This is a genomic window from Spiroplasma endosymbiont of Colias croceus (assembly GCF_964020095.1).
Classification (GTDB): Bacteria; Bacillota_I; Bacilli_A; order Mycoplasmatales; family VBWQ01; genus Spiroplasma_E.
The window spans coordinates 800,468-822,380 of the sequence record NZ_OZ026536.1 but is presented as its reverse complement, the minus strand read 5'-3'; the positions used below and the strand labels follow the sequence as shown (position 1 = coordinate 822,380).

Here is a 21,913-nt window from a genome sequence, read left to right as displayed (position 1 = left end):
TTTATTATATAAAAATAAATAGGAGGAACAATAATGATTTACACAATTAATAATTTATTTATTAATAGTAACGATAAAACTAAAAAAATACCAACACAAGTAACTGTTAACGGTTGGGTTCGTTCTAATCGAAATAGTAAAAAAGTTGGGTTTTTAGATTTAAACGATGGTTCTTCAATTAATAACTTACAAGTAGTATATGATCCAAATTTAGAAAATACTAACAATTTAACTAATGTTACTACTGGTAGTGCTGTTACTATTACTGGTAATTTAATTTTAACACCAAATGCGAAACAACCATTTGAACTAAAAGTAATTACTGCTACTGTCTACAACATATGCGCTAATGATTATCCAATCCAAAAAAAAGAACATACAAATGAATTTCTTCGTGAACATGCACACTTACGTGTTCGTACTAATACTTTCTTGTCATTATTTAGAATTCGTGATCAAGTATCATGATCTATTCATAATTTTTTTCATAATAATCAATTTATTTACCTACATAGTCCTCTTATTACAGCTAATGATGCTGAAGGTGCTGGTGAAAATTTTATTGTTACTACTATAACTAATGATAAATATGAAAAGGATTTTTTTGGGAAAAAAGCCTCATTAACTGTTAGTGGTCAGTTAAATGCTGAAGCCTACGCTCAATCTTTACAAAAAGTTTATACATTTGGACCAACATTTCGTGCTGAAAAATCTAATACTACACGTCATGCAGCAGAATTTTGAATGGTAGAACCAGAATTTACCTTTAGTAATCTACAAGATAATATTATACTAGCCCAAAAACTAATAAAAACTGTTATTAGAGATGTTCTAAATAATTGTAATTCTGAATTAAAATTTTTAGAACAAAAACAAGAAACTAAAAATAAACAATCACTAATTGAAAAATTAGAAAAAATTGCCGATTTTAAATCTGATTTTAAAGTTATTACTTATACAGAAGTAATTGAATTACTTTTAAATGCACAAAAAAAAGGAAAAAAATTTGAATTTAATGAAATTAAATGAGGAATTGATTTACAATCAGAACATGAAAGATATTTATGTGAAGAAATAACTAAGCAGCCAACTTTTGTTATTAACTATCCACAAACCATCAAAGCTTTTTACATGAAACTTAATCCAATTGATAGTAATTATCCACAACAAAAAACAGTGGCAGCTATGGATTTATTAGTGCCAGGGATTGGTGAATTAATTGGTGGTTCTGTTCGTGAAGATAATTATGAACAATTACTAAAAAATAAAACCCAATTCAAAATTGAGGGTAATGATCTACAATGATATTTTGATTTAAGAAAATATGGATATGCACCAAGTGCTGGTTTTGGTTTAGGTCTAGAAAGATTTTTAATGTTTATTACTGGTATTAATAATATTAGAGATGTTATTCCTTTTCCTCGTACACCAAATAACTTATTATTCTAAAATAATAATATTTTAATAATATCTTTTTAAATTAAACTTATAATGTTATTTAAAACTCCTATTACTACATTAAAATCCAACATAATATATAATTAATTTAGTATTAAATAATTATTAGGGAGCGTACCGATGTTGTCAATAATATTCAAATTTGTCTTAAAATTATAAAGTTAGACGAGAATAATTTTGACTTCAATATGCAATTGTATGTTAATCTTAACACTTGAAAAATATTAGTCAACAATAATACTTATTTTTATAACTCAAAAATTCTTATTAAAGTTTACTTTAATAAGTTTTATTTTATTTTTGGTTTTTTAAAATCTTTAATTTTAATTTATAATAACTGGATGGCAGTATTTATTTAATAGCATTTAAAATTAACCATTTTTGTATACATATCAATGTTATATGTTCTATCACCAATCATATGCTTTAAAATTTGTTTAATATTAGTTTCAGTAAAGCAACCAATATTTTCAACTAATGCTTGGTTTAATACACCATCTTTTGCATTAATAAAATAACCAACTTTTAATTTTTTATATTGTAAAGTTAGTGATTGTAAAAAATCAATTAATTCATAATATTGACCTTTGGCAAATAAATTTATGGCATTTTCATAGTGTAATTTAGCTATTTTATTTTTTCTTCTTCCAGCCATTATTCCAAGAAATAAAACATGAAAAGCATGAAATTTATCTAAAATAAATTTAGCATTTAAAATTGTAGCAGTTTTTCTAATTCATTTTGCACTATCGCCACAAACTATTAAATTTGCTTGATCAAAATTTTCAAAAAATAAATTACCATATGTTTGAATTAATTTTGCTGTTTTTTCTGCACCAATTTCTGTTTTTGATATTCTTATTTTACATACAGCTCTTTTATTAATTAATTTTCCATTTTTCTTTTTACCAGTACAAAATACTAATAATCTCATAGAACATTTTTTACAATTTTTAGTATTGTGTCTTTCATTAAACTTAAATTTTCTATGTCCATCATCAATATTTAAGTATAAATTTTGATTTGGTTGTAATGATATTTTTGGAATATTAGCTTTTGGTAATTCAAATTTTTTATATGTTCTACAAACTGTACTAGTACTTATTAAATCTTCAATAAAAGTATCAACAAACATCACGATACTTTTTACCATCAGCAAAATATTTTAAAATTTGTTTAATAACATTTGGTGCAAGTTTACTATATTTTTTAACACCAAGATAATTATCTAACAATGAAACAAATTCCTTTTTTTGTGTTTTTGGGTTATAATGTGTACAAATACGTCGTTTATAATTTAATAAACCTTTTTTTGCTTTTAATCTTCTTTTTCTAAATCTATATGATTTATATTCAGATTTATCACATATACTTCATAAATAATCATCAATTTTTGCAAATAATTCTTCTGTTTGTTTTAAACTTAATTCATCTTGATTAAAATCGTGTTTGTCTCAATCAAAAAGATTAGGAAATGGTAATATAAACATTTTTAATGTTCCTTTCTAAATTTTGTTTGTTAATAATTTAATTGTATTGTTTATAAAAATTAGGGAGTAAAATATGGCTTTTATTAGTAGTTATGCACAACTGAATAAAAAATATAATCTTAATTTTAGTGATAATAATTATGGTTTTAATTGAGATATTTTTAAAGCATTTGTTGGTGATGAATGAGCAGAATATTTTACTACTAATTGTTTTTATCGTTTTATACCAACAGCACGTGGAACAAGAAAAACTTGAAACTGCTTAGCATTTGATTTATTTATATGTTGTAATTTTAGTGATAGTAGTGTCCAAGAAGTAAGAAGATATGAAAATACTCATAGTGAAACTACAATTGGTGCTTTAATGAATGTTTGTCAAGTTTTATTAGATACATATCATATTAATTTATTACCTAATAATCCACATGGTATTAAATGAAAAATAACTAAGGATGGTGGTTGTATTATTTTTCCTAATAATCAACAAATTGACTTTATTGGTTATGCTAATGGTAATAAGATTTTTGGAAAAGAAGCAGGTGGTTCAAGTTTTTTAGGTTCAAGAACAGATGAAATAATCATGGCAGAAGAAAAAGAAACACTTACTGATAAAGAATTAACATATCGCTATGAGCGATTAGAAATATCTATGTTTAGAAGTAACAGAATTAAAGTGTCAAATGAACCAATTAAAGAATGAAATTGAACTTTTATTGATAAAAATATATATAGCCCTACTTTTGGAAAAAAGATTACTCGTTATTTTTATAAAAACTTTTTTATGACTTTTACATGCAATCCTTATGATAAATATCATCCATTTTATTTAAAATACTGTACGCCATTTTTACCATTAAATAATGAAGTAATGAAAAATCTTAAAAAAATTGGCAAAGTTTATTATGAAAATAAAGACATGTTTAGTGGTTTAGGTTTATTTGTTTTAAGATTTACTATTAAACCATTTTGAGATAAGTTACCGAATATCCAACAAAGAAAATTATTAGAAATGAAAAAAAGTAATGAAGATGAATATAATACTGTTTATTATGGTTTTGAATTTTTAGATAGTGATGCAACAATTTTCCCATTTCAAAAAACAGTAAAATATTGACAATCATATGATTTAAAACAATTTTATAATCAAGAAAAAGATATGTATAAATTTGATTTTTATAGTGTTGGTATTGATTGAGCTACGGGACCAAAAGACCATACTGTATTTATGGTAGTTGGGTTTAAAGAATATAATAATAGTGGATATTATGACCCTTATGTTATTTGTGAATTAATAGTTACTCCAAATGATTTTATTAATGAAAATGAAAAAATTAATGCTTATGTTAATGAAATTTAGGATTAATGGATAATTTTGAAAATTTTGACCAAGCAATTTATTTTTATGATGATAAAGCTAGAACAGCAATTGATTGATTAAATCAAAAATTAATTGATGAACATAATACTATTTTAATAACACAAACTGCTATTAAACATGCTTCAAATTTAAATCAAGAAGCAGGATTAACTAATAGAGTAGTTTGAATGAGAAATATTATGAGTTATGGAAACTTTTATGCAAATAAAGATGATTTACCAAAAACTACTCAATGTTTAGAAGAATTACGTTATGATGAAACAAAACCTAACATTCCTGATAAGAATATGTACCAAGACCCTTATGATGCTCTGTTTTATGCACTGTATCCATATAAAAATGTAATTAGGGGTAAAAATAATGCTAGTGTGAAAAAAAGCATCTTCACATTTGCTATATAATAAACAAGTTGAATATCATTAATATTATTGGTCTCACAAAATAAACGCCTTGCATTTAGGCGTTATTTTTTATTTAAAAGCATACTTGTAAAAATAATCAAAAATAGTACAATTTTAAAGTAAAATAAAGGAAAAAAGGAGTAATTTAATATGAAAACATGAATAAAAACAAATTTAAGTAAAATAACATTAGGATTAGCACTAACTGGTGCTACAACTGGAACAATAGGATTAATCATGGGGGGTGCTTACCCATAATGTTAGTGGAGTTAAATATTAGACTTCTTGCAAAACTATGATATTAATCACATTTTTTAAGTTTAAAAATTTATTTTAATAACACTTTTAATATTTTTTAAAAATTATTGTTCAAAATATGTTTTATTTTTTGTCATTAAAATACAACAAAAATTATTATTTCAAATAAAAAAATAAAATATTAAATTATCAAATATATTTAAATTAATAATTGTAAATTATAAATTGAAGCTATTAAATTAAATCTTAATGCAATTTTTTTTCTTCTATTTCGATATTTTTCACTAATAATTTTAAATTTTTTAAGAATCGCAAAAACATGTTCAATAACAACTCTCATTTTTGAAATAGCCTTATTATTTTTCTTTTCTTCTTTAGTTAAAGAGTTTTTCTTTGATTTTCGTTTAGGTAATAAGACATTTTTATGTATGTTTTGTATACCTTGATATCCTAAATCTACTAAAATAGTTGTTTCTGATAAAAATTTCGTTTTTGAATTTTTTAAAATTTTAAAATCATGATTTTTACCATAAGAAAAATAAGAACTTATAATTTTTTTACTATCTTTTTCAATTATGACTTGAGTTTTTATTGTATGTTTTTTCTTTTTTCCTGAATAATATTGTTTTTGACTTTTTTTGGGCGTTGAATAGTACTTTCAGTCACATCAATGATAACTGTTTTATCTTTAAAATTATTATTTAACAGTGATTTTTGCCCATCAAGTTGTTGAAAATCAGGATGTTTTATTAAAGTATTTTCTATTCACTTGATATTCCTATAGCAACTACTTTCACTCATTCCATAACTTTTAGCAATATGAAAATAAGTTCGATACTCTCTTCAATATTCTAAAGTCATTAATAAACGATTTTCTAATGATAATTTATTAGGTGTACCACCATTTTTAAACTTTTTTACTTCTTCTGTCTTTAAAATTTCTAGAATTTTATTAAAAATAATATCATTTATACCAGTTAATCTTAATAATTCTGGATTGTTAATAGTTTTTACTTTATCAAACATCATAGATTACCTATCTTTTTTATTTTTAATTTTATTTTAAAAATTTAATTTTTAATAGATAGGTTTTGCAAGAAGTCTAATGACTTAAAAAATAAAATTATTAAAGAAGATATAACTATTAAAAATGATGAAACATACTTTGAAACTAAACTTTCTTTAAAAGAAATATGTGAAAACTTTAATATTGAAAATTCTAACATAAAAGAATTACTAAATGATTGTTTAAAAATCCCAGATAATAATTTTGAAAAAATCAAACAACAAAGTAATTTAGATACTAAAGAAAACAAAACTTATAATTATCATTCTGTTCAATTATAAATTAATAAATAATTAAAAATAACCACTATTTATTAGTGGTCATTTTTAATTAAATTATTTATAATTGATTTTTTACTTCTATAATTTTTACCCTATATGTTTCTTTAATACCTTTAATATCAACAATATCACCAACAACACAATTCATAATTGATACTGCTAATGGGCACTCATTAGAAATTAATCCTTCAAATGGATTACTTTCAATACTTCCAACAATTTTAAATTTTTCTTCTGAATCAGAAACAATTTTACCATCTTTAATTTTTACAATTGTTACTCAACTACCAACACGAACTGCTTTGATATTACTATTTTTACGTTGTTTTTGTTCTTCAAGAATAACAGCACTAGTAATAATCGTTTCAAGTTCTTGAATGCGTGCTTCATTTTTACCTTGCTCTTCACGCGCACTAGTATAATCAGCATTTTCTGATAAATCACCATCAGCCCTAGCTGCTTTTAATCGTTCTTTTATCGATTCACGTTCAACATTAATTCGTTTATATAATTCAGTTTTTAACTTTTCTAAACCTTGTTCTGAAATTATTATTTCTTTATTTTTGTTAATTTCGCTCATTAAATGCCTCCATTTATATAATTTAATATTTTAAGAACGTAAATAATTATATCATAAAGTAAATGGTTTTAAAAAAAGTATTCAAAAGAATACTTTTTTTAAAACCATTTACTTTATTAATTTTTCTTCTTTTAATAAAGAAATAATTTCTGTTTTAACTTCTTCAAGTTTTTTATCTTCTTCTTTCTCATCCATTTTTGTAATAATAAAAGCAATTTTACTAAAATTTTTTGCTTGTAAACCTAGAAAATTAAGAACTGACTTAGCTTTAACTTTAGTTTCATTACCAGTAAGTTTTACTGGCTTCGTAATATCTGCATTATCAGGTAATTTAATGACTTCTACCTCAATATTTTTATACTTACTAATAGCAGCAGCAATTTTGGCTATTGGTCGTGCATGTAAACCAATCTTTTTTTCATCATTAATTTGCACAGCATAAATAATACAATTCATTTTTTTCCTCCAAGATTTCTTAAAAATTTGTATAATATAGTTTATTTATAACATATTTTTTATTTTAATAAAAAAAATATATAATTTAAATTTTTCTTATTAAAATAATGTCCTAGTAAATATTCAATTTTTTACAAATAAATTTTAATTTTTTTTAAAATAAATAAATAAATATGGTATTATTTATTAGTTAAAACATTAATAAGGAGAAAATAACTATGGCAAGAAAATGTGCTTTAAGTGGTATTGGTCCACTAGCTGGTAACAACCGTTCGCATGCGATGAACTCTTCTAGAAGAAAATGAAATCCAAACTTACAACCAGTAAAAATTGGTGGAAAAACTTTAATGATTAGTGCTCATACTTTAAAAACTTTAAAGAAAAATAATGCTTTAGATAATAAAAAATAAAGTTATTTTATCTTTTGAATTATATAAATAAAGAATACTAATAAAAGAAAGAAATACTTTTCTTTTATTTTTTTATATTAAATTAAAAATATTAATAATATAGTCTAGAACCTACATTTTTTATAAAAATGAAATAATTTTTCTAGTTTTTATCAATTATATTGTTATAATACGTGTATGATAAAGAAAACTCTCAGTTGGGTGGATTTATATGCTAAAAAAAAGAATTTTGTCATTATTTTGATTAATCACAATGATTACTATTTTTATTGTAACTTTAGTTAGTCATAAACCCTATTTTATTATGGGTGGTTCAACTTCAGTAGCACCTTTAATGCATACATTAATGGAAGACTATCCTGATAATCATAAAGAAGCAGATTTTACTTATAACAGTTTAGGTTCAGATGCAGCAGTAATTCCCGTTAATAAAAATATGTTTGGTATTGGCTGACTTTCAAAGGAATATACAACTCCTAATAATAATTTAATTTCTTTTGTTTTATCAAAAGATGGCATGATTTTAGTTTATAATTTACCAAAAGATTGCTTAGGTAATGATAAACCTCTAAATTTTACACAAGATAAAGTAAAAAAAATGTATTTAAAATCGTCTATTTTCTGAAGAGATTTATTTCCACAAAATACTTCAGAACCAAATCAAGGTTGAATCAAACCAACTTGTGACCTCAAAATTTTACCTTATACTAGAGAAAATGGTTCAGGAACACGAGATGTTTTTAATGAAAAAGTTCTGGGTGATTCAAAAGCATATTATCCACAAGCAATAACCGTTAATTCAAGTACACAAATGTTTAATATGTCTAGTGGTGGTGTTGGTTATAGTTCATATTCAGATAAAAAACAATTAGATTCAAATAAACAATTCACTAATATTCATATTGCTAATTGAGAAAAAATTGCTCCAAGTTTAGATACCATTAAAAATTGTACTTATCAGTTATCACGACCATTTACAGGTTTAATAAATAAAAATTTTAAACAAATTAATACTTTAGTTAAATTTCTAAAATTCTTGTTTATTCCTGGCTATCCAGGTCATAACGAATACGTAGTTCCTGCTTTTTCAGAAGCTCAATACGCACAATCAGCAGTACCATTAACTGACAAATTAAATCATGATTTAAATCAGTGATTAAACAATTTTCCATAAAGGAGTATTAATAAATGAAATCCAAATCTTTTAAAAAGTTTTGACATAAAATAACTTTTAATCATTTTAATAAAAATCATGATCCAAAAAATGTTTTTATTAGTGAACAAAAAAAACATACTTATGATTTGATTGCTAAAATTTGTGTATTGTCTATATCTTCATTAGCACTAATTGCCGCTTCATTATTAATTGGTTTTATTATCGGCCAAACATTTAGTAATATGAGTTTTCTTAATTGATTTAAAATGTTAGGAAATAGTAAATGATTACCTAGTGCTAATAGTTTTGGTATTATTGCCTTTGTTGTTGCCACTTTTTGAGTTGCGCTATTTTCAATGATACTTGCTGTTCCTTTAAGTTTACTAACATCATTATTTATATGTGAATTTTTACCACCAAAATTAAAAAAAACAACATTAACTTTAGTAGAATTATTATCTGGTATTCCTTCAGTTGTTTTTGGTGCTTTTGGTTTAATGACCATTGGTCCTATTTTTGTAAAAATGGGAGCACCAACCAAAGAAAATATGATGACAGCAAGTTTTATTTTATCAATGATGGCATTACCAACAATTATTTCATTATCTGTTAATGCTATTACTAGAGTACCAAAATCTTATCTATATGCATCATTAGCACTAGGTATTAGCAGGACTGACACTAGTTTTAAAGTCATTTTTAAAGCGGCAAAAACCAAAATCATTGGTGCAATAATTTTTGGATTTGGAAGAGTCATTGGTGAAACAATGGCCGTTGTCATGATTGCTGGTAATAGTACTCTAACCCCCAATTTTGCACATGGTCCACTTGCATTTTTATTTAGTTCAATTTCTACTTTAGCGGGAGTAATTGGACTAGAAATTGGAGAAGCAGTTAGTTCTCAACAAATATCAGCATTATATGGAATTGGTTTATTTTTATTTATTATAGTTTCAATCATTAACTTTATTGTTTTAATAATTTATAAACGTAGTGATAAAAAAGCAAAAGGTCATAAAAAACCACGAAATTATAATTTAAAAAAAATAAATCTATCTGATAATCAACTAATGTTAACTATTAGTGAAAAAACTATTAAAAATCAAGGCTGAAAACACTTTAAAGACTATTTTCGATTATTCTTTATGGGGCTAGCTTGTTTTATTACTATGGGATTAATTATTTGAATTATTGGTGATATTATTATTAATGGTATCTTCAACATTAGTGGTAATGCTGGTAGTAGCGTTTTCAATTTTAATTTTGCGGCTTTAATTTGAACAACCAGTGATGAAGGTTACTTATCAATTATCACAATGACATGTTTATTGGTATTAACAACAATTACTATTGCTATGCCATTAGGTATTATTGGCGCAATTTATCTTCAAGAATATGCCAAAAATGGTTGATTTGCTTCAATATTACGTTTTGTGCTAAATACCTTAACTTCTACGCCATCAATTATCTTTGGTATGTTTGGATTTACTTTTTTTATTACTTTCTTACAAATAAGTTTCTCAGCAATTGCTGCTAGTTTAACATTAACAATTGTTATTTTACCACTTATTATTAGAGCAGTAGAAGATACATTAAAATCAGTACCTATTGAATATCGTCAAGCATCATTAGCACTAGGTGCTAGTAAATTTGAAACAATAAGAAAAGTAGTTATTCCAGCTGCCATTGGTGGCATTATTACTAGTATGATTTTATCAATGGGTAGAATTATTGGTGAATCAGCACCAGTTTATCTAACATTAGGAAGCACTGTTGCTTTTCCCAATAAAGGTTTCTTAAGTTCAGGACAAACTTTAACAACCCATATTTTATTAGTTAATAAAGAATCAAATGACCCTAATAAATTAGGAATGATGTACCAAACAGCACTAATAACAGTTATACTAATATTTATTTTAAATTTTATAGCAAAACATTTTGAAAAAAGTTTAACAACAGGAATCGGGGTGAAAACAAAATGCTCAATTGAATTATTAAAAGAAAAAATGAAAGCAAGAAAGAATCAGCGAATAGCAATAAAAAAAGAAAAGTAAATGTGATTAAACCTTACTTTTTAAAAGTGAAAGATAAATTTAAGAAAAAACCAAATAACAAATCAAATAATTTATCAAATATAGAAAATATTCCAAAAAGTAATTATGTTTTTACTATTAAAAATTTAAATTTCTTCTATAATCATGGTAAAAAACAAGCTTTATTTAATATAAATTTAGAAATAAGTCGTAATCAAGTAACCGCTTTTATTGGACCAAGTGGTTGTGGCAAATCAACATTACTACGAACTTTAAATAGAATGAATGATTTAATTGATGGTGTTAAAATTAATGGACAAATATTATTCAATAATGAAGATATTTATGAAAATAAAAAAAATATTATTTCATTACGAACTAAAGTTGGAATGGTATTTCAAAAACCTAATCCCTTTCCAATGTCAATTTATGATAATGTTGCATATGGTCCAAAAAATCAAGGCATTAAAAACAAAAACATTCTAAATCAAATTGTCGAAGATGCTTTAAAAAAAGCGGCTTTATGAGATGAAGTTGCTCAACACTTATTTGATTCAGCATTATCATTATCAGGTGGCCAACAACAACGTTTATGTATTGCTCGTGCTATTGCCCTAAAACCAGAAGTACTATTAATGGATGAACCAACTTCAGCTCTAGATCCGATTGCCGCATCTAAAATTGAAGACTTAATGAATGATTTAAAATCAGACTTTACAATTATTGTTGTTACTCATTCAATGCAACAAGCAGCACGAATTTCTGATAAAACTGCTTTTTTCTTAAATGGAGAAGTCATTGAATATAATAATACTAAAAAAATATTTTCACGACCAAAAGATAAAAGAACAGAAGATTATATTACCGGCAGATTTGGTTAAAAATATATATAATTAATTATAGAGAAAGGAGGAAAAAATGAAAATAATTAACCGTAGATTTGATTTAGATATCATAAATTTAAAACAAAACTTATTAACTTTATTAAAAGAAGTAAAAAAAGAACATAAAGACGCTTTAATAGCAATGGAAACACAAGATTTTGATATGTCAAAAAGAATTGTTGAAACCGATAAAGAAATTAGAACAGTCGCTGAAAGTTTAACAATTACTGCAATTTGAAGTATTGCTCAACAAAATCCTTTTGCTACTGACTTACGTACTATTATTGGCTATATGAATATTATTCGTGATTTAGAACGTATTTCAAATTATGCTAAAAATTTATCCAAATTTAATGTCAAATATAAACCAGAAATTAAATTAACATCTCAATTATCAGGATTAATGAAAAAAGTATTTAAAATGATGGATTTAATTGGTGAATCTATAAATGAAAATGATATTAACAAAGCTTATCAAGCAGCAGAATATGATATCGATATTGATAATCGTTTTCGTGAATCAATGAAAAACATTGTCAATATGTTAAAAGTAAACAAAAATAATGATCAACTCTCTCAATATACATCAACAATGCAACAGTTGAAATATATTGAAAGACTAGGTGATCACTTAGTTAACATTTGTGAAACAATAGTATATATTATTAAAGGTAAATTTTATGATTTATCTTCAACAAAAATATCTGAATAATTTATCAATCATTGTTAAAATAATTACTTTTTTTGCAAGTTTCATTTAAATATTTGGGAGCGTACCGATGTTGTCAATAATATTCAAATTTGTCTTAAAATTATAAAGTTAGACGAGAATAATTTTGACTTCAATATGCAATTGTGAGTTAATCTTAACACTTGTAAAATATTAGTCAACAATAATACTTACTTTTATAATTCAAAAATTCTTATTAAAGTTTGCTTTAATAGGTAATGTTTAGTAATCTGTGTAACTTACAAAAATAACTATGTTTAATTAATTCTAGTAAATATAATTAAATGACTAGAAAGAGTGAGTTACAGATGGCTAAAAAGCAAAATATTAATAATAATGATCCAATATCACAAGCAGTAGATTTATTATTAGAAAATACTGAAGATTTAACAATAGTTTTTAAAGAGGGAGGATTATATAAAGAATTAACAAAAAGATTAGTAGAAAAAATGTTGAATTCTGAGATGCAAAATTATTTAGGATATGATAAGAATCAACATAGTAATAGTGACAATGCTCGTAATGGTATAAGTTCAAAAAAATTAATAACCCAACAAGGTAAAATTGAAATTGATGTACCAAGAGATCGTAATAGTAATTTTATTCCTGTAATAGTTGCAAAAAGACAAAGAAGATTTGATGGTTTTGATCAACAAGTTCTTTCTTTATATGCAAAAGGTATGACATTATCAGATATTAGAATGCAATTACAAGAGTTATATCATGGTGCTGATATTAGTGAAAGTGTTATTAGTCAAATTACTGATGATGTTATTGATGACGTCAAAGCATGGCAAAATCGACCATTAGATAGTGTTTATCCGATTGTTTATTTTGATTGTATAGTAGTTAAAGTACGACAAGATAAACGGATTATTAATAAATCAGTTTATATAGCTTTAGGAGTTGATTTAGAAGGTAAAAAAGATGTTTTAGGTTTATGAATTAGTGAAAATGAAGGTTCTAAATTTTGATTAGCCAATTTCACAGAAATGAAAAATCGTGGCTTAAATGATATTCTGATTGCTTGTAGTGATAATTTAACAGGCATGTCAGAAGCAATACAATCAGTTTATCCTAAAACCGAACATCAATTATGCATCGTTCATCAAATTAGAAATAGTTTGAAATATGTCTCATATAAGCATAGAAAATCTCTAGTTGCAGATTTAAAACCAATTTATACTGCATGTAGTGAAGAACAAGCAATGCAAGCTTTAGAATCATTTGAAAATAAATGAACTAAACAATATCCACAAATTGCTAAATCTTGATATAAAAATTGAGATAATTTAATGGTTTTTATTAGTTATCCTGCAGAAATAAAAAGGGTAATTTATACCACAAATGCTATTGAATCTGTTAATAGTCAATTACGAAAAGTTATCAGAAATAAAAAAAGTTTTTCCTAATGATATGGCAGTTTTTAAAATATTTTATTTAGCAATTGAAAATATAACAAAAAAATGAACAATGCCCATTCAAAATTGAAATACAGCAATTGCTCATTTTATGATAAAATTTGAAGATAGAATTAATCTAAACTAGTACTTTGTAAAACAAAGATACACAGATTACATAAAAGCCTCAATAAAAAACCTATTTGTTCAAGATTAACTTAATTCATTTTTAAATTCATAAATATGAATATCAGTTTTATCAACAACAAAACCAATAACATACGAAATACCACAAAGAAAATCAATAATTCTTCTTCGATCATTTTCAACAGTTGTTGTTAAATTAACTTTAATTGGTTTTTGTAAAATCATAGCATTAGCAACTGATTCAATTTCTTGATAATTTTTAGGAGCAAATTCTTGTATTTGTTCTTGAAAACTGGTTTTATAATTACTATTTTCATCATTGTCTTTATATTTTTTACTTCTTCATCCCATAATTAATTAAACTCCCTTTCGTCTTCGTAAAAATGATGGTAAATCATCATCTGCTTCCATTGCTGCTTCTTGGACTAAATTTTGTTGTTCTTCTTCTTTTTTCTTTGTTTGTTCTTTAATTTCTTCACTTAAATATTGAGTCTTATTGGTAATAAATTCATGATTATCAACTTTTGAACTATAAACAAAATTATTAGCATTAGCACCTTCTTCATCAAAACCAGTGGCAATAACTGTTACAATCATTTCATCATTTAAATTTTCATTAACAGCAACACCAAAAATGATATTAACATCATTACCCGCAGCATCACGAACTAAATCAACAGCAATATTAGCATCAGTTAATGTCATTGTTGTTCCACCAGTAACATTAACAATAGCATTTTTAGCACCCTTAATTGTCACATCATCAAGTAAAGGAGAAGAAATAGCTTTTGTTGCGGCTTGTTTAGCTTTATGTTCACCCTTTGACATTCCAATACCAAATAAAGCATTACCTTTATTTTCAATAATAGTACGAACATCAGCAAAATCTAAATTTATTAAAGCAGGAACAGCAATTAAGTCAGTAATAGTCTGTACACCTTGACGTAAAATATTATCTGCTTCTTTAAACGAATCTTTAAGAGGGATATTACCAATTACTTGTAATAATTTATCATTAGAAATAATAATAATTGCATCAACTTGTTTCTTTAAATTTTCAATTCCAACTATAGCATGAGCATTACGATTACGTCCTTCAAATTTAAATGGTTTAGTAACAATAGCAATTGTTAAAGCACCACATTCTTTAGCAATTCTTGCAACAATTGATGCAGCACCAGTACCAGTACCACCACCCATACCAGAAGCAATAAAAACCATATCTGCACCATCTAAAGCACGTTTAATTTCTGCTTCACTTTCAATTGCGGCTTGTTTACCAATTTCGGGATTAGCTCCTGCTCCAAGTCCCTTTGATAATTCTTTGCCCAAAATAATTTTATTTTCAGCTGGTGATGCATTAACTACTTGTGCATCAGTATTAGCAACATAAAAATCAACACCTTGTACCTCTGCTTCAATCATTCTATTAACAGCATTATTACCAGCACCACCAATACCAATTACCCGAATTGATGCTATTGGTTTAAATTGTGAATTATTATGTTCCATTTTATTTTCCTCCTGAGTAATCAAATTGTCTTCTTCTATTTACTACCATCATTATACTGATAATTTGGTTGAAAGGGGGAATTATAATGCTTATTATCATGATTATTAGAATGCGTATAATGATTTAATTTTGATACAATTTCTGGTTTATGTATTGATGAAATATAATTATTACTAAAAACATTTACTAAATGTTGGTAGTGAGTATTACCGATTAAAGTAGTTCACTGATAACTATATGCACCAGGAGTTTGACTAAGCATATATTTTACTTCTTTTAGTTTACTATTATTTTTAAAATAGTTGGCAAAACCACATAAACCAATAGTAATTCCCGTAAAAATAATTTCCATATCTGAACTATTATTATCACTAACTTCATCAAGAAAATATTCAATACAAGAAATAATTTCATTAATTTGTCTTTTAACTGTTGCTTGTAAATCAGTTTTTGTTAAACGAACAATAGATTTTGTTTGATCATCAACATACTTATCAACAACAACATCGCATAAATAATTACTACTTATATTAATAATTTTTTGTAAATATCTTTCAGCTTTATCATAACCACAATGCATTTGCTTCATTAATGATTGAATTATTTGATTTCAACCAATTTTAATATTAGTTGTTGCAAATAATACTGAATTACTAAAAACACTAATCTTAGTACTATTAATATTTCAATCAACTAAAACTGTATTACGATTAAAATCAATATTTTTAATATTACATACTAATGCAAATTGATCTAAAGTAACAGTTAACAATTCTGTTTCGGCATTAGTTAATACTTCGAGGTGAGAATTATATAAACTTTTAGGTAATGAATAAACTAAAGCATCAACATGCATAACTTGTCCTTTTTTTGCAATTGGTAATGAACAATTACCAATTGCATGATCAACTTTAAAATTGTATGGTTTAGTTAAACAAATAATTTCACTATTATCAATAGTAATGTTTTTAGCCATTTCAATCACTTTACTACAATCTTCATCAGTGATAATGTGATTAGCATCTTTAAAATCAAGTGATGCTTGTGATTGATAAATTTTTAAATTATTTGAAGGTAAAGTTAAGGCAATACGTTGTACTTTTATATTTAAAGTATTATTAATTTTATTAATAATTTGCCTTAATAACTTACCTGTAGCAATTGAATTAATAATTACACCATTTTCAGAAAACTGTTCAGTATCAACAGTTTCTTTATATAAAACCTGAATTTGATTATTAACATAATTATTAACCATAACTTTTAAACTAAAATCTTCAATTTGACATACAACATATAGTTCTTGAAAATTCATATTGCTCACCTCCAAACATTTTTATGAATCAATATAAGTAATAACTCTTAGTTTTGCACTTCGTGCTCTTGGATTTTTATTTATTTCATCAGGCTTTGGTGTAATTGGTTTTTTAATTATTAACTGATATTTTGTTTTTCAATTATTGTGAACTGGTAATTTAGCATATAATTGTGCTTGTGGATCAATTAAAACTTCATTAAAAGTTTGTTTAACAATACGATCTTCTAAAGAATGAAAACTAATAACAACAATTCTACCATTAGATTTTAATAATTTCAAAGATTGTTTTAAAGAAGATTTTAATGTTTCTAACTCATTGTTAACAGCAATTCTTAATGCTTGAAAAGTCTTTTTGGCAGGATGATGATGCTTATTTAATACTCTTACTGGTAATGATTTTTTAATAATCGTAACCAATTGTAAAGTGGTATCAATTGGTTGAAAAGTTCTTGTTTTAATAATATTTTTAGCAATACTACTAGCAAATACTTCTTCACCATAATTTTTAATAATTGTTTTTAATTGCTCATAATTATAATTATTAACAATATCTCACGCATTTAATTTTTGACTTTGATCCATACGCATATCTAACTTAGCATCTTTCATATAACTAAATCCTCTAATATCTTCATCAACTTGTGGTGATGATATACCTAAATCATATAATATACCATCAACTTTAGTAATATTTCTTTTTAAAAGCTCAGATTGAATATTTGCAAAATTACTTTTAATTATTTCATATTTATCTTTAAAATCTTTTAAAATAATTTTACTATTATCAATGGCCATTTGATCTTGATCAAAAGCATATAGTTTGCCAGAGGTAAGTTTTGATAGTATAACTTTACTATGACCTGCTCGTCCTAATGTACAATCGACATAAATACCATCAGGTTTAATATTTAAGAAATCAATTACTTCTGTTAACATTACAGAAATGTGTCTTGCATTGATATTATTCATAATTTTTATATCTCATCTAGAGCTGCTGCCGCCGACTCAATTTTATCCTTGGTATCTTGATTAAAACTATTTCAATTAGTTTCTGATCAAATCTCAATTTTATTCGATAGTCCAATCATAATTACTTTTTGTTTAATATCAGCTAGTGTCAATAATGAATGTGGAATATTAATGCGACCTTTACTATCAATAGTTAATTCTTCTGAATTAGCAAATACTTGTCTTGCTAAAATTCTGGCTTCTTTCTGACCTTCGGATTGTGATAAGATTTTATCTTGTCATTTAATAAATTCAATTTCGTTACGAATAACTAAACAGCCTTCAAAACCTTTAGAAACAATAACAATCTCATTGTTATGAAAATAATTTCTAAACTTAGAAGGAATTATCATTCGTTTCTTTTCATCTAATGTTGACAATGATTGTCCTATTAGCATAATATCACCCACACTTTCCCACTATTACCCATATTATATAACCTTTGGCATATAATTGCAATTGATTACTTTAAATGTATGACTAGTCAGTAAAATAAAAGAACATATAATAATAAAAATAAAAACTCATTTACTTTAAAAAAATAAAGAAATGAGTTAAAACTTTTTAAATTTACCGTTTGTCAATATTATATGCTTTTATAAAAAAACAAATATAATATTTTATTATATTATTCTAAGTTTTATTATAATTACTTACTTAGAAATTAAATACTTTTGATCAAATTAAATAGTGTTATTAATAAAAAAGTTTTTAAATTTAGGTAATTTATTAGAATTAGAAATTGCTGAACCAACAGCAAAATGAGTGTGATTTAGTACATTGGATACATCTCAATTTGAAAGATCTTGATCAAATAATACTGCGCCAGCAAACATACCAGTCATAATTCTTACATTGGATACATTTCATTTTGATAAATCTTTATTAAATGCTAAAGTATTGGCAAATGTACCAACCATATCTTCTACACTAGATACATTTCAAGTTGATAAATCTTGATTAAATAAAAAACAACCAGTAAACATAGCGCTCATACTTCTTACTGGAATGGCAACACTTTTTAGGACTATTTTTTGGTAAACATTTGTTGTTGATATTTAACTGGAGTTAAGTAGTTTAAAGTGCTGTGAATTCTTATATTGTTATATCAATTGATGTAATCAAATAATTCTAATTTTAATTGGATTAATGATGTAAAATTTTTATCATTAATAAATTCGGTTTTAAAAGTTTTAAAAGTTGCTTCAGCAACAGCATTATCATAAGGACAACCTTTTTTACTTAAAGAACGGTTAATGTTGAATGCTAGTAAAAGTTTATCAATAATTTTATTGTTAAATTCATTACCGCGATCACTATGAAATATTTGAATATCTTTTAAACAGCGATTTGATTGCATAAATGCTTGATGTACTAATGATGCATCTTTTTTAACTCCAACACTATGTCCGATAATTTCGCTGTTAAATAGGTCTATTAATAGGCAAATATAGTTTCACCTACCATTAACTTGTACATAAGTTAAATCACTAACAATAACTTCATTTTTAATCCTATTCTTAAATTTTCTATTAACAAGATTAGTTATTTGACTATCGTTAACTTTGTTATTATGATTTTTGAATGATAATTTAGTATATTTTGATATTAAATTATGTTCATTCATAATTTTTTTAATTTTTCTGCGCGATAAATAAATTTCTTGGTTTTCTAGAATTTTTTTTTAATCTTCTAGTACCATAAACTTCTTTATTTTCTTTAAAAGCACTAATAACAGCTTCATCATAAATATTATTTTTGATTTTATTTTCTTTTTTCTTTAAATTAAAATAATATGTTGATTTAGATATTTTTAAAAAACGACACATTGTGCGAATTTTATATTTAGCTTTATTTTTGACAATAATTTCTATTTTCTGCCTATTATTAGTGCTGCTTGCTTTAAAATATCATTTTCCATTCGTAATTGCTTTAATTCTTTTCTTAATTTAATTAATTCATTTTCTTCAAAAGAACGATTATCTTTAGTTTTAAAACTTCCTGAATTACTAAATTGCTTAATTCAATTGTAAGTAGCTGCTCTTGTAACATTATATTCTTTAGCAAGGCAAGATACTGATTTGCCACTTTGATATAAAGCTACTATTTGTTTTTTAAATTCATCGGTATATGAGTTAATATTGGCCATAATTATAGTTCCTTTCTTTTAACAAATTTGTTTACTTGTCTACGTAATTAGTGTCCAATAAATTGTAACCCATCCATACATTAGATACATCTCAAGTTGAAATATTATCATTAAATGATAAAGCACCAGCAAACATACCACCCATACTTCTTACATTAGATACATTTCACTTTGAAAGATCTTGATCAAATTTTAAACTACCATTAAACATAACAAGCATATCTGTTACATTAGATACATCTCAATTTGAAATATCACCATTAAATGAAGTAGCACCAGCAAATACACTCAACATACTTGTTACTCTAGATACATCTCAAGTTGATAAATCTTGATTAAATTGTGAAGCACCCAAAAACATAACATTTAAAGAAGTTATTTCTGGTGGTAATTTGTCAGGTACTTCTTTAATTGTTTCTGGCATTCTAACAACTTGAATTTCACCTTGTTTGTTTTTATAAAAACCAATTTGAATAATTTTGGTAGTTTTTATATTTGATAAATCTCTTTTATTAGTTGTTTGTTCTTTTCCATCTTTATCAATGTAAATTGTATCTTGTTGTGTTTTATTATCTAAAAGTTCAATTTTTTGTGGAGTTTTATTTAAAACAGTATTTAAAGTTCCAATAGATGTCCCAAATGTTAAAACACTTAGTGCAGTAATCAATGTTTTCATATTGAAAACCTCCCTTTTTATTTTATTCAATAACTTTTTATTAAATCTATAAGTTATTTATATCTTAGAATGCTTTTTAAGATAATGCAATAACAAATATTTATACTCCCACAAAACACTACTTTTAGCACAACATTAACAAATCAAACAATAAAAAACCACTAGCAACAACAAAGATGCTAGTAGTTTTTTATTATTAAATTTTAAAAATCTATTTAAATAAATTTAACAAAAAACTATTACTAATTAGCAACAAAAACTGAATTAACAGAGTTTAATGAAGATGAATCATTATCAATATTTGTTTCATTACATCTTGTCTTAAATTCTTCATCATTAATTAATAAAGTACCATTTTCTTCATTATCCAATATGCTCTGATTTTCATTATTAGTCTCAAAATCAATACGATTTCAAAATTTATTTATTAATCAATTAGTAGTTCCAGAAACTCCATCAAGTGTAGCAAAAATTGGAGCAATAATTTTTGAATCAAGACCAGGTGTTCAAAATAATGATCCTCCTCCAATAATTGCAGCAAAAGGACATAATAAATTAAAACCATCTTTAATTGACTTTAATATTTTATTAGTTGCTAAATCTTTATTAGTAAAATAAATACGTGTAAGTGTTGTTGTTCCAGCCAAAACACCAGAAATAGCAGATATTTCAAAAATAATAAATCGTAGTAAATTAGGAATTGTTAAATCTCAATTACTTGCTTTAGTAAATATTGTTTTAATAAAATTAACATCTAATGTTGTAACTATATATGAGGTATTTGTTAATATTTTTCAAACTTCTATTAATGTTGCTACTTTTTTACTATCTGGTAAAAATGTAAATGCTGTCCCAAAAACACCCCTATTTAAAGCATTTGCTAAATTTAATCATTGTGAAACTTGACGAGCATTATGTAATAATTTAGTAGTTGCACCAGCACTACCAGCACCAATAGCATTTAAAGCAATAGTAATAATTTTTTTATACTTTTCTTGATTATTTATCATTTAATTACTCTTCTTTCTAAGTTAAAATTTCTCTAATTAAACAGCAAAAAAACCTGTTTAGGTAATAATACTAAACAGGCTTAATGATTTAAGCATATATTTCTTGGCTGT

General features: G+C 25.0%; 21 protein-coding genes and 2 pseudogenes. 9 read left to right on the top strand and 14 right to left on the bottom strand.

The features are described 5' to 3' along the window. Nucleotides 1-30: 30 nt before the first annotated feature. On the top strand, nucleotides 31-1,449 hold the full coding sequence (asnS, locus tag AACL24_RS05120; protein ID WP_422398082.1) for an asparagine--tRNA ligase: 1,419 nt from the start codon (nucleotides 31-33) through the stop codon (nucleotides 1,447-1,449). Nucleotides 1,450-1,813: 364 nt separating this feature from the next. Here asnS and AACL24_RS05115 read toward each other — a convergent pair whose 3' ends face one another. Both AACL24_RS05115 and AACL24_RS05110 read right to left on the bottom strand, forming a co-directional pair. Continuing rightward, complete coding sequence (locus AACL24_RS05115) at nucleotides 1,814-2,593, bottom strand: Mbov_0401 family ICE element transposase-like protein (RefSeq protein ID WP_422398081.1); 780 nt, start codon at nucleotides 2,591-2,593, stop codon at nucleotides 1,814-1,816. Continuing rightward, complete coding sequence (locus AACL24_RS05110) at nucleotides 2,553-2,948, bottom strand: hypothetical protein (protein WP_339049091.1); 396 nt, start codon at nucleotides 2,946-2,948, stop codon at nucleotides 2,553-2,555. Before AACL24_RS05110 ends, AACL24_RS05115 begins: the two co-directional genes overlap by 41 nt. Nucleotides 2,949-3,021: 73 nt before the next feature. Here AACL24_RS05110 and AACL24_RS05105 point away from each other — a divergent pair, with 73 nt between their 5' ends. Further along, entirely contained in the window at nucleotides 3,022-4,305 is a 1,284-nt protein-coding gene (locus AACL24_RS05105) for a hypothetical protein (protein ID WP_339049090.1), read from the top strand. Nucleotides 4,306-4,310: 5 nt separating this feature from the next. Further along, nucleotides 4,311-4,727 carry a hypothetical protein gene (locus tag AACL24_RS05100; RefSeq protein ID WP_339049089.1) on the top strand — a complete coding sequence of 139 codons (417 nt, stop codon included), beginning with the start codon at nucleotides 4,311-4,313 and terminating at the stop codon, nucleotides 4,725-4,727. 457 nt (nucleotides 4,728-5,184) lie between these two features. On the opposite strand, the gene AACL24_RS05095 is transcribed toward AACL24_RS05100, so the two are convergent. From AACL24_RS05095 to AACL24_RS05085, 3 genes are all read right to left on the bottom strand, one after another. Then, a protein-coding gene (locus AACL24_RS05095) for an IS5 family transposase (RefSeq protein WP_339049088.1) occupies nucleotides 5,185-6,014 on the bottom strand; the annotation gives its coding sequence in 2 pieces (ribosomal slippage) (nucleotides 5,185-5,618 and nucleotides 5,618-6,014; 831 coding nt in all). 376 nt (nucleotides 6,015-6,390) lie between these two features. Continuing rightward, entirely contained in the window at nucleotides 6,391-6,912 is a 522-nt protein-coding gene (gene greA, locus AACL24_RS05090) for a transcription elongation factor GreA (RefSeq protein WP_252320669.1), read from the bottom strand. 108 nt (nucleotides 6,913-7,020) lie between these two features. Further along, a complete protein-coding gene (locus AACL24_RS05085; protein ID WP_339049087.1) occupies nucleotides 7,021-7,368 on the bottom strand; it encodes an HPr family phosphocarrier protein in 348 nt (115 codons plus the stop codon). Between the two features lie 218 nt (nucleotides 7,369-7,586). Here AACL24_RS05085 and rpmB point away from each other — a divergent pair, with 218 nt between their 5' ends. The 6 genes and pseudogenes from rpmB to AACL24_RS05055 all read left to right on the top strand — a co-directional run bounded on the left by rpmB (nucleotide 7,587) and on the right by AACL24_RS05055 (nucleotide 14,129). Further along, nucleotides 7,587-7,778, top strand: coding sequence for a 50S ribosomal protein L28 (gene rpmB, locus AACL24_RS05080; protein WP_339049086.1), 192 nt, complete (start codon nucleotides 7,587-7,589; stop codon nucleotides 7,776-7,778). Nucleotides 7,779-7,989: 211 nt separating this feature from the next. Further along, nucleotides 7,990-8,952, top strand: a complete 963-nt coding sequence (locus AACL24_RS05075) for a PstS family phosphate ABC transporter substrate-binding protein (RefSeq protein ID WP_339049085.1) — start codon at nucleotides 7,990-7,992, stop codon at nucleotides 8,950-8,952. Between the two features lie 14 nt (nucleotides 8,953-8,966). Next, a complete protein-coding gene (gene pstA, locus AACL24_RS05070) occupies nucleotides 8,967-10,988 on the top strand; it encodes a phosphate ABC transporter permease PstA (protein ID WP_339049083.1) in 2,022 nt (673 codons plus the stop codon). Then, a complete protein-coding gene (gene pstB / locus AACL24_RS05065) occupies nucleotides 10,913-11,848 on the top strand; it encodes a phosphate ABC transporter ATP-binding protein PstB (RefSeq protein WP_339049082.1) in 936 nt (311 codons plus the stop codon). The genes pstA and pstB overlap by 76 nt, the downstream gene beginning before the upstream one ends. Before the next feature lie 37 nt (nucleotides 11,849-11,885). Further along, the gene (gene phoU, locus AACL24_RS05060) at nucleotides 11,886-12,563 is read left to right on the top strand and encodes a phosphate signaling complex protein PhoU (RefSeq protein ID WP_174480791.1); all 678 of its coding nucleotides are present in this window, start codon (nucleotides 11,886-11,888) and stop codon (nucleotides 12,561-12,563) included. 326 nt (nucleotides 12,564-12,889) lie between these two features. Continuing rightward, nucleotides 12,890-14,129: pseudogene (locus AACL24_RS05055) on the top strand (IS256 family transposase). 65 nt (nucleotides 14,130-14,194) lie between these two features. Here the strand turns inward: AACL24_RS05055 and sepF are convergent. The 9 genes and pseudogenes from sepF to AACL24_RS05010 form a co-directional block, all read right to left on the bottom strand. Then, on the bottom strand, nucleotides 14,195-14,479 hold the full coding sequence (gene sepF, locus AACL24_RS05050) for a cell division protein SepF (RefSeq protein WP_174480582.1): 285 nt from the start codon (nucleotides 14,477-14,479) through the stop codon (nucleotides 14,195-14,197). A gap of 6 nt (nucleotides 14,480-14,485) precedes the next feature. Continuing rightward, entirely contained in the window at nucleotides 14,486-15,640 is a 1,155-nt protein-coding gene (gene ftsZ, locus AACL24_RS05045) for a cell division protein FtsZ (RefSeq protein ID WP_339049081.1), read from the bottom strand. A 35-nt stretch (nucleotides 15,641-15,675) separates the two neighbouring features. After that, nucleotides 15,676-16,956: a hypothetical protein gene (locus AACL24_RS05040; protein WP_339049080.1), complete on the bottom strand. Its 1,281-nt coding sequence runs from the start codon at nucleotides 16,954-16,956 to the stop codon at nucleotides 15,676-15,678. 21 nt (nucleotides 16,957-16,977) lie between these two features. After that, the gene (rsmH, locus tag AACL24_RS05035; protein WP_339049079.1) at nucleotides 16,978-17,928 is read right to left on the bottom strand and encodes a 16S rRNA (cytosine(1402)-N(4))-methyltransferase RsmH; all 951 of its coding nucleotides are present in this window, start codon (nucleotides 17,926-17,928) and stop codon (nucleotides 16,978-16,980) included. A gap of 5 nt (nucleotides 17,929-17,933) precedes the next feature. Further along, nucleotides 17,934-18,377, bottom strand: coding sequence for a division/cell wall cluster transcriptional repressor MraZ (mraZ, locus tag AACL24_RS05030; protein WP_339049078.1), 444 nt, complete (start codon nucleotides 18,375-18,377; stop codon nucleotides 17,934-17,936). 273 nt (nucleotides 18,378-18,650) lie between these two features. Then, on the bottom strand, nucleotides 18,651-18,962 hold the full coding sequence (locus AACL24_RS05025) for a BspA family leucine-rich repeat surface protein (RefSeq protein WP_339049077.1): 312 nt from the start codon (nucleotides 18,960-18,962) through the stop codon (nucleotides 18,651-18,653). 32 nt (nucleotides 18,963-18,994) lie between these two features. Then, nucleotides 18,995-20,116: pseudogene (locus tag AACL24_RS05020) on the bottom strand (IS3 family transposase). 31 nt (nucleotides 20,117-20,147) lie between these two features. Next, entirely contained in the window at nucleotides 20,148-20,792 is a 645-nt protein-coding gene (locus AACL24_RS05015; protein ID WP_339049076.1) for a BspA family leucine-rich repeat surface protein, read from the bottom strand. Nucleotides 20,793-21,034: 242 nt separating this feature from the next. Beyond that, nucleotides 21,035-21,802 (bottom strand): hypothetical protein, encoded by a 768-nt coding sequence (locus AACL24_RS05010; protein WP_339049075.1) that lies wholly within the window; start codon nucleotides 21,800-21,802, stop codon nucleotides 21,035-21,037. Nucleotides 21,803-21,913 lie beyond the last annotated feature (111 nt).